Here is an 11,393-nt window from a genome sequence, read left to right on the forward strand (position 1 = left end):
CGCTGCATGATCACGGACAGGTGCTGCTTATACTGACCACTGTCTGACGAGGGAATGCCGGTGAGAATCCGGAACTGACGCGCAACGGCGATGGGGTTTCCCACGAGTCCGAATACTCGTCCGGCACCACATCGAAGTGGTGATCGTAACTGCATCCTGTGATGCCGATTGCCGCATGTCGGGCTCCGCGACCGAGCCCCTGATCGAAGGACGACTTTCCGTGCCCACCGCACCGCTGACGCGCGCACTCACTGCCGCGACCGGATTACTCTGCACCACCGCACTACTCGCCGGTTGCTCCAACGCTTCGCCGCCGGACGCCACAACCCCGACAACAGTCGCCGCTGATGCAGCGGGCCCCACCAGCTACCCGTTGATACTCGAAAATTGTGGGGTGACAGTAACATTCGATTCGGCGCCGCAACGAGCTGTGTCGCTGTATCAGGGTTCGACGGAAATATTGCTCTCGCTCGGTCTCGGCAACCGGATGGTGGGTACCTCCACGTGGTTCGATCCCGTTCTCGCTCCTCTCGCAGCTCAGAACGACCTGGTGCCGAGACTCGCCGACAACGACGCGTCGCTCGAGGTGGTACTCGACACCGAACCCGACCTCGTGACGTCGGCGAGCGCCCACACTTTCACGTCCGCTGTCGTCGCAGAGCGGTCGCGATTCGCCGAACTGGGGATTCCCACGTATCAGTCGCCGTCTGTCTGTACCGACGCCGTCGTGGCGGGAGAGAACGTCTCGCGTACGGAGACTCTGAGCATCGACACGCTGTACCGGGAGATTCGTGAGTTGGCGGCGATCTTCGACGTGCAGGATCGTGGCGCAGAGTTGATCGCCGAACTACAGTCGCGCCTTTCGGTGGCCGCGGCTGATGTGGCCGGTTCGGGAAGAACAGTGGCTTTCTGGTTCTCCGGGCTCGAAGCTCCGTACATGGCCGGATGCTGTTCGGCTCCAGGGCTTCTTGCTGAACAGGTGGGTGCCGTCAACGTATTTGCAGACCTCTCCGATGATTGGCCGGAAGTGAGTTGGGAGGCGGTTGCAGACCGTGACCCGGATGTTCTGGTGCTCGGTGATCTTCACCGTCGGCGGGTAGACGGTGATTCGTTGGAGACGAAGATCGTCTTCCTCGAATCGAATCCGGTGACCGCGCAGATGTCTGCCGTGCGCAACCGTCACTACGTCACGTTGTCCGGGGCGGAGATGGACCCGGGGATCCGTGAGATCGACGCTCTGGAGAAGCTCGCGGACGGGCTGCGCGTGACGCAGGGCTGATTACGGCTCGCGTCGTTGCACCCTCCAGCGATGCGATATATCGTCGAACTATCAGCGATATCGGTGGAGGGCAGCAGCTATGGACAGGCATTTTCCCGAGGGCGAGCGTGGACGCGGGCATCGTCGGGGGCGGTTCGGACCTGACGGTGGACAGGGCCCCGGCTTCGGTCCCGGCGCGCACTTCGGTCGTGGTCGCGGACGCGGCGGGCGGGGGCGCCGCGGTGACGTTCGTGCAGCTGTTCTGCTCCTCATCGCCGAAGAACCGATGCACGGCTACGAACTGATTCAGCAGATCGTCGAACGCAGTGGCGGAGTATGGAAGCCGAGTCCTGGTTCCATCTACCCGGCGCTGTCTCAACTCGAAGACGAAGGCCTCGTGATCATCGACAAGGTGGCCGGGCGCAAGACAGCAAAGCTCACCGAAGAAGGCGTCGCGTACGTCGAGCAGCACCGGGAAGACCTCGGCGCACCGTGGGACGAGGTTCGTGACAGCGTCGGCGCCCCGGAACAGGATCTGCGTGAGCTGATCGGACAACTGATGGGTGCTGCCGGTCAGGTTGCCGCAGTTGGTACTCCGGAGCAGGTCAAGGCCGCCGCCGATGTTCTGATCGAAGCGCGTCGGGCGTTGTACCGCGTGCTTGCCGACGACGGGTCCACCGACACCGACAGTTAGGCGCGGCCCAGGGTTTGTGCGCCCGATCACGATCGCCGGGAAGTATGAACTAGCTTGGTAAGCAAGACAATCACTTCGATAATCAGGAGAATTCATGACCGTCCACAACTTTGCCGTCAAGGCTGCCGACGGGTCCACCGAGGATCTGAGCCAGTACAAGGGCAACCTTCTGTTGATCGTCAACGTGGCAAGCAAGTGTGGATTCACGCCGCAGTACGAAGGCCTCGACGCCCTGTATCGCGAGAACAAGGACCGTGGTCTTCGGGTCATCGGATTCCCGAGCAACCAGTTCGGAGATCAGGAACCGGGGCAGGACGCCGAGATTCAGGAGTTCTGCAGCACGACCTACAACGTCACATTCCCGGTGTACGCCAAGATCGAGGTCAACGGAGACAACGCGGACCCGTTGTACAAGCATCTCCGCAGTGAGGCGCCCGGTGACTTCGGGCCCGAAATCGGATTCCTTTTCGACCACGTCAGCAAGACCCGCCCCGAGGCGATCGGTACCGACGAGGTGAAGTGGAACTTCACGAAGTTCCTCGTCGATCGTGACGGAGCAGTAGTTCGTCGTTTCGAGTCGACAGTCACGCCCGAGCAGATTGCTGAAGAAGTTTCGGAGCTGCTGTAACTATCAGCAGGTCTAGGTACTGAATATTTGGCCGTGATCCCGGGAGCCCCTTGCAGGGTCTCCCGGGATTGCTGTCTCGCCACCGTCGATCTCGACCAATGAAATCGGCAAGACAACAGTTGGAGGATGCGCCCCATGGCACACGTACAGCGTTTCGACCACATCGGCATCACCGTCGCGGATCTCACCTCGGCGACGGCGTTTTTCGTCGGGCTGGGCCTCGAGCTGGAGGGCACCGGATCTGTGGAGGGCGAATTCGTGGAGACCGTCTGCGGCATCCCGGGCGCCCACTGTGAAATCGCAATGCTACGGCCGCCGGGCGGAGGTTCTCGGCTGGAGCTCTCGTCCTTCGTCACGCCCGACCATGTGTCCGGATCGCCCACGGCAATGGCCAACGAGCTTGGGCTACGCAACGTGTCATTCGAGGTCGGCGACCTCCAGGCTGCCATCGACGCTGTTGCGGCGGACGGGTACGGGCTCATCGGCGGCATCGGTGAGTACGAGAACAGTGTGCGGATGGCCTATGTGCGGGGGCCTGAGGGGATCATCGTGTCCCTGTTCGAGCAGATCGGCTGATGCGCTGCGCAGTATTAGACAGGCATACTGTTGAAAAATACGGGTGATATCCGACTCGAACTACCAATTCGGGACTAATTAAACAGGTACCCTGGCTAATGAGACTAGGGAGAACCGCATGGATGAGCGAGCGGACCGACTGCGCGAAGACGTAGCATTGTTCAGCCGAAGGATCCGAACCAAGAGTGCCGGGCATTTGTTGACTCCAACCCAACTGCAGGCCCTTGCGCATCTGGATCGGGTTGGCGCGATGAGCGCGCGGGCGCTGGCCGACCTGGAACAAGTGGCGCCGCAAACGATCGCACGTACCGTGCTCCTCCTCGAAGAAAAAGCCATGGTGACGCGCACCGTCGATCCACATGATGCCCGCGCCAGTTTGATCGCGATCACCGATAGCGGCCGCAGGACCCTGGACGTGGACCGTGCTACTCGTAGCGAATGGCTTACCTCCGTGCTGGAGGAGCAGTTCACCGATGTCGAACGTGAGTTGCTTTATCTGGCAGGACGATTGCTGCGTCGTGCCGCCGAGTCGACCGATACGACACCGACACAGGAGTCGGTGATTCGCGTATGACTGCCGTCGCGGACGACGTAGACACCAAGACCTTGCCGGTTCCGTTTCGCGTGAGCGGTGCGGCCGCGACCGGCAGTATTCTGCAGCCACTGAACTCGTCGATGATTGCAGTGGCGATTGTCGGGATCGCCGCTCAGTTCGGTTCGACATCGGGCGTTTCCTGGATTATCTCCGCGATGTACATCACGACCGCCGTGGGTGCCCCGATGATGGGGCGGCTCGGTGCATTATTTGGCGCCCGTCGCGTATTTCTCGGTGGTCTGGCGCTGGTCGCGATCGGATCGTGCGTCGGGATGCTCGCCCCGAATGTCGGGTGGTTGATCGGCGCATACGTGATACTCGGATTCGGTATTTCGGCGCACATGCCCAACGCGATGACGATGATTCGCAGCTACTCGGAGCGTTACCGACGCCAACCTCGTACTGCGATTGCGACCCTGGTCGTCTGCAGCCAGTCTGTTGCCGCTCTCGGCCCAACGGTGGGTGGTCTCCTCGTGGGGACATTCGGGTGGCAGTCGATCCTGTGGGTGAATCTTCCCGTCGTGGTGCTCAGTGCTGTTGTGGTCATGCATGCTGACGTGGGTTTTGCCGGCGGCAGACGAGTGTCGGTCCGGGAAGCGCTTCACGCTCTCGACGTACTCGGAATCGGGCTGTTCCTCGTGACGATTACGTCGGCAATGGTGTTGCTGATTTCGTTGCCGAGCAACCCGACATGGTGGCTGCTTCCGGTTGCCGTCGTGGGACTCGGCCTATTCGTGTGGTGGGAGCATCGCGCTCCGGAGCCGTTCCTGGATGTCGAGGCTTTGGCACGAAATCGTGCCCTCAGTGCCACACTGGGCCGGACATTGCTCACGTACACGTGCTTCTACTGCGTTTTCTTCGGAATTCCTCAATGGCTGCAATATGCGCGGGGGATGAGCCCGATCGAGGCCGGCCTGACGATGCTTCCCGTCGCGGGGGTCAGCGTGGTGGCAACCATGATCGGATCACGCACCTACCGGCGATACGGTGCCCGCCGCACTCTTCTTGTCGGTACGTGCGCGCTGCTCGTCGGCGGAGTGCTGATCGCTTCCGTCGAAAGTTCGACGGCACCGGTCCTGGTACTTCTCCTGGTGGCCGCGGTACTGGGTGTGCCTAACGGCTTCAACAACATTGGCAATCAAAGCCTGATCAATGCAGTGACAACCGTGGACGAGGTCGGTGCTGCTATCGGTGTGTACCGCACAGTCGCGTTCATCGGCGCGAATCTTGCCGTGGTGGTGCTGCAGGTGACCGCCGGCCATCAGATCGACGACGCCGGTTTGCACAAGACCGGGTGGTTCATCGCCGTTGCCGGGCTGGTTCTACTTGTGGGGATCATGTTCTCGCGCAACATGGGACCGGCCCGAGCCGTCGATTCCCGGAGTTCGTCTGCCTGATTTGGCTTCTCGATCAGCTGGCAGCGGCGCGACGGAGATCTTCGCAGGTGCTCCGGTAGATCTGTGCAAGATCAGCGTCGGCACCGTTGTCCAGACGTTCTGCCCACGTGTCGACCGCGATACGTGTTGTCATTGCGGCACTTTCGACGAGCAGTCGAGCGTAAGGGCGGGCAGCCTCGCCGCCGAGTTTGGCGGCGACTCGGTCTGTCAGCTTGATCAGTGCCATGGATTCTGCCGCGAATGACGATGCGCACAGATGTGGATCGGACGCGAGAAGACGTCGAACTCGCAGTATTCGATCTCGCCTGTCCGGCGAAGTCTCCAGTCTTTCGATGATGTTCCCGTAAATCGCCTGGATCCCCGTCAGGGTCAGTTCGTCAGCAGCGATTGCATCGAGCCATTCGACGATCTCCGTCTCGAACTCGACTTCGACGCTGAGGGCCGAGTCTTCTTTGGTGGCGAAGCATCGAAAGAAAGTGCTGGGCGAGACCCCGGCTCGGCGCGCGATTTCGTCCACCGTTGTTGCCGACGAGCCGTGGAGTTCGAAAAGTTCGAGGGCGGCCCGTGAAATTTCGAGGCGAGTTTCCTGACGACGACGTTCCCGCAGGTCGGGAGCGCGTTTGGTCGCCGGGACGTTGACACTGTGGCGGGTAGTCATCCGCGTTCCTCCATGAGGCTCAACTTACCAGCAGAAATCAACTTGACAGTGACTGTCAAGATGATTGATATTGTCAGGTAATAGATTGATTTGTCCTCTAAATCCAGAGAGTTCTCAGTAGCGCATGCACATTCAAGAGACGGAAGCTCAACCGGAATCGGTTGACCTCGACCGCGGTAGCAAGATGTTGATCACCGTGCTGGTCGTCGCGGCATTCGTGATGATCCTCAACGAAACGATCATGAGCGTGGCGCTGCCACGATTGATGGTGGACCTGGACATTACCGCCAGCACAGCACAGTGGCTGACCACTGGATTCATGCTGACCATGGCTGTCGTGATTCCGACCACGGGTTATCTGTTCCAGCGATTCACCCTCCGGCAAGTATTCGCAGCGGCCATGACGCTCTTCAGCGTCGGTACGCTCCTCGCGGCATCCGCACCCGGATTCGAACTTCTGCTGGCGGGTCGCGTGATCCAAGCCGGCGGTACCGCGATCATGCTCCCGTTGCTCATGACGACGGTCCTGCGGGTTGTACCGGTGCACAAACGCGGCGCCATGATGGGTGTGATCTCCATCGTGATTGCCGTCGCCCCGGCGATCGGTCCCACACTGTCCGGTGTGATTCTGCGATCACTGGACTGGCGCTGGATGTTCTGGCTCGTGTTGCCGATCGCCCTGGTGGCGTTTGCCATCGGCTCGGCATTGGTCAAGAACCTCACTACTACCGGCGCTGCACCGTTCGACGGTCTGTCGGTTGTGTTGTCCGCGTTGGCATTCGGCGGCATCGTCTACGGGCTCGGTAGCCTCGGACACTCGGCCGAAGGATCCGGCGTACCCGTCTGGATTCCGCTTGTTGTCGGTGTCGTCGCTCTGATCGTCTTCGTTCTGCGCCAGTTGTCTCGTCAGGAGGACGGACGCGCGCTCCTGGATATGCGGCCATTCCTCACGCCGACGTTCAGCATCGGACTCGCCATGTTGGCGATCAGCATGATGGCTCTGTTCGGTGCGCTGATTCTGTTACCCCTTTACCTGCAGAACGTGCTCGGCCTCGACACCTTGAAAACCGGACTGCTGCTTCTGCCCGGTGGCCTGCTCATGGGCATTCTGGCGCCATTCGTCGGCCGGGTATTCGACCGCGTCGGCCCGCGCCCGCTGGTCATCCCCGGCGTTGTCGTAGTCAGCGGAGCGTTGTGGCTGATGACGCTCCTGGGTACCGAGACCAGCCTGCCTGTAGTTGTCGGCATCCATTCGATGCTGATGATCGGTCTCGCACTGGTCATGACGCCGCTGATGACGTCGTCGCTCGGATCGGTCCCGTCCGAGTTGTATTCCCACGGCAGTGCCATCTTCAATACCGGTCAGCAATTGGCCGGTGCGGCAGGAACAGCGCTGTTCGTCACGATCATGTCGAACACGGCCGCTTCACGCCTCGCCGATGGTTCGACTGATATCGCTGCTCAGCAATCCGGCATTCACACCGCATTCGTGTGGGGCGGCGTCATATCCTTGATCGCGGTGGCAGGGTCGTTCTTCATTCGGAAGCCGGCGGTGACCAGCTAGAGAAGTGTTTTCGCCTGCACTTATGATGACACGGTGTAGATCGGGATCGGGGCGGGAGCGCTGAATTATGTCGGGCATGACAAAACTTGCAGGATTGGTGGCGGTTGCGTGCCTGGTGGCGCTACCAGGCGTCGCCGGCGCGCAGTCCGGGGCGAGTGTTCCCACGCAGGTCGGGCCGGCGCAGACAAGCCGTCACACGGCCACCGCCTACGCCGAGACCCACCCCGATTCGGCGCCGGCCGGGTCCAATGATTTCGATTGCCGGCCCACAGCCGAGCATCCGCGTCCGGTGTTGCTGGCACACGGAACCGACACTCAGGCGTACACCGATTGGGCAGCTGTGGCGCCGGCGCTCGCTGCCGACGGTTATTGCGTTTTTGTGCTCAACTACGGCGGGGATCCTGAGAAAGACACGTATGGCGTCGGCGACATCGTTACGAGTGCAGGCGAATTCAGCGCTTTTGTCGATCAGGTGAGATCGAGAACGGGCGCTGATCGCGTCGACGTCATCGGGTATTCGCAGGGCGCCACCGTAACTCGGTACTACATCAACAAACTTGGTGGTGCGCGGTTTGTCGACCACTGGATCGGGCTGGCCTCGCCGACGTACGGCGGTGTGATGTACGGGCTGGTTCCGCTCGTTCGGGCCGTACCCGGCGGCGAAGAATTTGTCGAAGACACATTCTCCGTCGCCGTGCGCGAACAAATGGAGGGATCCGATCTGTTGCGCAGTCTCAATAACGGGGGAGACACCGTGCCAGGGGTGCAGTACACCACCATCGGCTCGCGTGTCGACGAAGTGATCCAGCCGTCAGGCAACATCGCGTTGCGGGACCCCGGCGCCGAGAACATCGTCCTTCAGGACCTGTGCCCACAGAACCTGACCGGGCACTTCCGGATGCCGTACGACCCATACGTGATCGACATCATCCGCACCTCACTCGATCCCGATGCCGAGCGGCACGCGTCGTGCACGACCGTCCCGCTCGGCGCCGATATTCCGCAAGTGGTGATCGACGCCAATTCTTGACGTCGACTGAGACCGACTACGTCTACTCTGCGAGCTTGGCCGCTGCCTGCGCCCTCATGAAGAACTTGTCGGTACCCAGATCGCGTACCGTCTTGATATTGAATGCGGCCTTCAAATGCTCGGCGTCCGAATCACTTACGCCGTTCAGGGCCGCTACCGGAGCGTCGGCCAAGTCTTCGATGGATTTTCCTGCGTATGCCTTGTCGAACTTGCTGTCGATCCCTGCCAACGAAGTACCTCCGTGTGGTCGGTGCATGTTCTTTCTTGCCGTGCGACGCCCCGTGGCGACGCCGGCAACAGTCAATACCGTCGGTCGGTGAATCTGCAGCGTTCCGAGCAAAGAATTTGCTGAGAAATGCGCGCGACATGCCGCGCGGTACGACCGAGGCTCAGCACTCCCTAGACTGAAGGTTCCATTCGTACAAAAATCCGGGAGCGCTTTCGTGACTTGCAGTCCACCACGTTCGAGCGGCCAGCGAGCTGATCACAGTCTCTGCAGCCCTGAGAACAGGGAGGGCTGACATGCGCGTTGTATTCGCCGGGACGCCGGAACCTGCCGTCCCGTCCTTGCGCCGACTCATCGAGTCGGCCAATCACGAGGTTGTTGCCGTGGTGACGCGTCCTGACGCCGTCGCTGGTCGCGGACGCAAAGTCACCCGGTCACCCATCGGAATGCTCGCGGACGAATACGGCATTCCCGTGCTGACACCCGCCAAGGCGTCCGATCCGGAATTCGCGGCCGAACTGAAGAGCTACGAGCCGGATTGCGCGCCCGTTGTCGCCTACGGAAATCTGTTGCCGCAGAACGTACTCGATATCCCGAAGTTCGGATGGGTGAACCTGCACTTCTCGCTGCTTCCCGCGTGGCGTGGTGCTGCGCCCGTGCAAGCTGCGATCAGTGCCGGCGACGAGGTCACCGGCGCCAGCGCCTTCCGCCTCGAAGCAGGTATGGACACCGGACCGGTGTACGGCGTGATGACCGAACGTATCCGCGACACCGACACTGCCGGTGATCTCCTGGGGCGGCTGGCCGATGGTGGCGCCGCCCTGCTCGAATCCGTGCTCGACGGAATCGAAGCCGGCGCGATCACGGCAGTTCCCCAGTCCGACGACGGCGTCTCGTACGCCCCGAAGGTGACCGTCGACGCGGCCCGCGTGCGCTGGGATCGTCCAGCTGCGGCAGTTGACCGTCACATTCGGGCCGTCACGCCTGCACCAGGTGCGTGGACGATGATCGGTGATCTGCGGGTCAAGCTCGGACCGGTCACCGTCACCGACGACGTACTGGCAGTGGGTGAGATCGCAGTACGCAAGGACGGTCTTTACATCGGTACCGCTACGACGGCGGTGCGACTCGGGCAGATACAGCCCCCGGGCAAGAAATTGATGTCGGCAGGGGACTGGGCACGCGGTGCCCGACTCGACGCGGAGGTACGAGCAGCATGACCGAATCACGACGACCAGCCCGCCAGGCCCAAGGCCCCGGCGACAAGCGGAACGGGTCGCGAAACAACAAGCCGAAGCAGGCCAAGCGCCCAGATCCGACGGCTGGACTCGATCAGCCGCGTCTCGCAGCGCTCGACGTGCTGCGTGCGGTCCGCGAGCGCGATGCCTACGCAAACTTGGTTCTGCCCGGATTGCTGCGCGATCGCAAACTCGACTCCCGCGACGCTGCCTTGGCAACCGAACTGGCGTACGGCGCTGCCCGCGCACAGGGGCTGCTCGACGCCGTGATCGTGCACGCGTCGGGTCGCCCGATCGAGGAAATCGACGGCAACCTCCTCGACGTGCTGCGGTTGGGTTCTTACCAACTGCTGCGCACGCGCGTCGCTCCGCACGCCGCCGTCGCGACGTCCGTCGATCTTGCACGCGCTGAATCCGGCCAGGGTCGAGCAGGATTCGTCAACGCGGTCCTGCGCCGGGTTTCCGAGCGCACGCAGGAAGAGTGGGTGGAACTGCTGGCGCCGAAGGACGCGATCGGGCATCTCGCGTTCGAGCACGCTCACCCCGTGTGGATCGCTCAGGTCTTCGCCGATTCGCTCGGCGCTGCGGCCGGTGAACTCGAAGACGTCCTGATCGCCGACGACGCCCGTCCCGCCGTGCACCTCGTTGCGCGTCCCGGCGAAATCTCGGCCGAAGAACTGGCACTGGTGACCGGCGGCGAGATCGGCCCGTACTCGCCGTACGCCGTGCATCTCGACGGCGGCGATCCCGGCCAGCTCGACGCGGTGCGTCAGGGATTGGCAGGAGTGCAGGACGAAGGCAGCCAGCTGGTTGCCCGGGCGCTGTCCATCGCACCGCTCGACGGCGAAGACAACGGCCGCTGGCTCGATCTCTGCGCTGGCCCCGGCGGTAAGGCGGCTCTCCTCGGAGCGCTCGCCGGCATCGAAGGTGGGCGCCTCGACGCCGTCGAACCCGTCGCTCACCGCGCTGACCTGATCCGCAAGACCACCCGTGAGCTACCCGTCGACGTACACGTGGCAGACGGCCGCGAGTCCGGCCTCGAACCCGGATACGACCGCATCCTCGTCGACGCACCATGCACCGGACTGGGCGCGTTGCGTCGGCGACCCGAAGCGCGGTGGCGTCGTCAACCGTCGGATGTGGCCCCACTCGTGAAGCTTCAGCGCGAATTATTGGCCGCGGCAATCGAATTGGTGCGCCCCGGCGGAGTGGTGCTGTACTCCACGTGCTCGCCGCACCTGTCGGAAACGTTGGCCGTTGTCGCCGACGCGGTGCGCCGTCACGGCGTCGTCGAACTCGACACCAAGGAACTGGTGCCCGGTGTGCCGGACGTCGGAGACGGCAATTCGGTTCAGCTGTGGCCGCACCGGCACGGCACGGATGCCATGTTCATGGCGGCCTTGCGTAAGCCGCTGGCGTAGGCAACCGTGGGGCCGTTTTTAAAGCCGGGGGGTTAAAAAAGGGCCCACTGTGAGGGGGCTCGACGAATAACAAAGACAAAGATGATAAAGAAAAAAAACCCGACCAAA

The 11,393-nt window shown here is 62.1% G+C and carries 12 protein-coding genes and 1 riboswitch; of the genes, 10 read left to right on the forward strand and 2 right to left on the reverse strand.

Annotated elements, in window-relative coordinates:
- Position 1 precedes the first annotated feature (1 nt).
- Positions 2-139: riboswitch (cobalamin riboswitch) on the forward strand.
- Positions 140-220: 81 nt separating this feature from the next.
- The 6 genes from ACFRFQ_RS08355 to ACFRFQ_RS08380 all read left to right on the forward strand — a co-directional run bounded on the left by ACFRFQ_RS08355 (position 221) and on the right by ACFRFQ_RS08380 (position 5,148).
- The gene (locus ACFRFQ_RS08355) at positions 221-1,279 is read left to right on the forward strand and encodes an ABC transporter substrate-binding protein (RefSeq protein ID WP_378655554.1); all 1,059 of its coding nucleotides are present in this window, start codon (positions 221-223) and stop codon (positions 1,277-1,279) included.
- Between the two features lie 79 nt (positions 1,280-1,358).
- On the forward strand, positions 1,359-1,952 hold the full coding sequence (locus ACFRFQ_RS08360) for a PadR family transcriptional regulator (RefSeq protein WP_378655557.1): 594 nt from the start codon (positions 1,359-1,361) through the stop codon (positions 1,950-1,952).
- A 94-nt stretch (positions 1,953-2,046) separates the two neighbouring features.
- On the forward strand, positions 2,047-2,580 hold the full coding sequence (locus tag ACFRFQ_RS08365; protein WP_378655560.1) for a glutathione peroxidase: 534 nt from the start codon (positions 2,047-2,049) through the stop codon (positions 2,578-2,580).
- A 135-nt stretch (positions 2,581-2,715) separates the two neighbouring features.
- On the forward strand, positions 2,716-3,156 hold the full coding sequence (locus ACFRFQ_RS08370) for a VOC family protein (protein WP_378655563.1): 441 nt from the start codon (positions 2,716-2,718) through the stop codon (positions 3,154-3,156).
- A 118-nt stretch (positions 3,157-3,274) separates the two neighbouring features.
- On the forward strand, positions 3,275-3,730 hold the full coding sequence (locus tag ACFRFQ_RS08375) for a MarR family winged helix-turn-helix transcriptional regulator (protein WP_378655566.1): 456 nt from the start codon (positions 3,275-3,277) through the stop codon (positions 3,728-3,730).
- Entirely contained in the window at positions 3,727-5,148 is a 1,422-nt protein-coding gene (locus ACFRFQ_RS08380; protein WP_378655569.1) for an MFS transporter, read from the forward strand. The genes ACFRFQ_RS08375 and ACFRFQ_RS08380 overlap by 4 nt, the downstream gene beginning before the upstream one ends.
- A gap of 13 nt (positions 5,149-5,161) precedes the next feature.
- Here the strand turns inward: ACFRFQ_RS08380 and ACFRFQ_RS08385 are convergent, their stop codons facing one another.
- Entirely contained in the window at positions 5,162-5,806 is a 645-nt protein-coding gene (locus ACFRFQ_RS08385; RefSeq protein WP_378655572.1) for a TetR/AcrR family transcriptional regulator, read from the reverse strand.
- A 124-nt stretch (positions 5,807-5,930) separates the two neighbouring features.
- On the opposite strand from ACFRFQ_RS08385, the gene ACFRFQ_RS08390 reads away from it, so the two are divergent.
- Together ACFRFQ_RS08390 and ACFRFQ_RS08395 are read left to right on the forward strand one after the other, a co-directional pair.
- A complete protein-coding gene (locus ACFRFQ_RS08390) occupies positions 5,931-7,370 on the forward strand; it encodes an MDR family MFS transporter (protein ID WP_378655575.1) in 1,440 nt (479 codons plus the stop codon).
- A 67-nt stretch (positions 7,371-7,437) separates the two neighbouring features.
- The gene (locus ACFRFQ_RS08395) at positions 7,438-8,400 is read left to right on the forward strand and encodes an esterase/lipase family protein (RefSeq protein WP_378655578.1); all 963 of its coding nucleotides are present in this window, start codon (positions 7,438-7,440) and stop codon (positions 8,398-8,400) included.
- Positions 8,401-8,422: 22 nt separating this feature from the next.
- Here ACFRFQ_RS08395 and ACFRFQ_RS08400 read toward each other — a convergent pair whose 3' ends face one another.
- Positions 8,423-8,629 (reverse strand): hypothetical protein, encoded by a 207-nt coding sequence (locus tag ACFRFQ_RS08400; protein WP_378655581.1) that lies wholly within the window; start codon positions 8,627-8,629, stop codon positions 8,423-8,425.
- A gap of 293 nt (positions 8,630-8,922) precedes the next feature.
- On the opposite strand from ACFRFQ_RS08400, the gene fmt reads away from it, so the two are divergent.
- The gene (gene fmt, locus ACFRFQ_RS08405; RefSeq protein ID WP_378655584.1) at positions 8,923-9,846 is read left to right on the forward strand and encodes a methionyl-tRNA formyltransferase; all 924 of its coding nucleotides are present in this window, start codon (positions 8,923-8,925) and stop codon (positions 9,844-9,846) included.
- Positions 9,843-11,285 carry an RsmB/NOP family class I SAM-dependent RNA methyltransferase gene (locus ACFRFQ_RS08410; protein WP_378655587.1) on the forward strand — a complete coding sequence of 481 codons (1,443 nt, stop codon included), beginning with the start codon at positions 9,843-9,845 and terminating at the stop codon, positions 11,283-11,285. Before fmt ends, ACFRFQ_RS08410 begins: the two co-directional genes overlap by 4 nt.
- The last annotated feature ends 108 nt before the right edge of the window (positions 11,286-11,393 follow it).

It is taken from the genome of Rhodococcus sp. NPDC056743 (assembly GCF_042790355.1).
GTDB lineage: Bacteria > Actinomycetota > Actinomycetes > Mycobacteriales > Mycobacteriaceae > Rhodococcus_F.

Coding starts and splice junctions, on each gene's coding strand:
- ACFRFQ_RS08360 (WP_378655557.1), top strand. CDS start 1,359: ATGGACAGGCATTTTCCCGAGGGCGAGCGTGGACGCGGGCATCGTCGG.
- ACFRFQ_RS08365 (WP_378655560.1), top strand. CDS start 2,047: ATGACCGTCCACAACTTTGCCGTCAAGGCTGCCGACGGGTCCACCGAG.
- ACFRFQ_RS08370 (WP_378655563.1), top strand. CDS start 2,716: ATGGCACACGTACAGCGTTTCGACCACATCGGCATCACCGTCGCGGAT.
- ACFRFQ_RS08375 (WP_378655566.1), top strand. CDS start 3,275: ATGGATGAGCGAGCGGACCGACTGCGCGAAGACGTAGCATTGTTCAGC.
- ACFRFQ_RS08380 (WP_378655569.1), top strand. CDS start 3,727: ATGACTGCCGTCGCGGACGACGTAGACACCAAGACCTTGCCGGTTCCG.
- ACFRFQ_RS08385 (WP_378655572.1), bottom strand. CDS start 5,806: ATGACTACCCGCCACAGTGTCAACGTCCCGGCGACCAAACGCGCTCCC.
- ACFRFQ_RS08390 (WP_378655575.1), top strand. CDS start 5,931: ATGCACATTCAAGAGACGGAAGCTCAACCGGAATCGGTTGACCTCGAC.
- ACFRFQ_RS08395 (WP_378655578.1), top strand. CDS start 7,438: ATGTCGGGCATGACAAAACTTGCAGGATTGGTGGCGGTTGCGTGCCTG.
- fmt (WP_378655584.1), top strand. CDS start 8,923: ATGCGCGTTGTATTCGCCGGGACGCCGGAACCTGCCGTCCCGTCCTTG.
- ACFRFQ_RS08410 (WP_378655587.1), top strand. CDS start 9,843: ATGACCGAATCACGACGACCAGCCCGCCAGGCCCAAGGCCCCGGCGAC.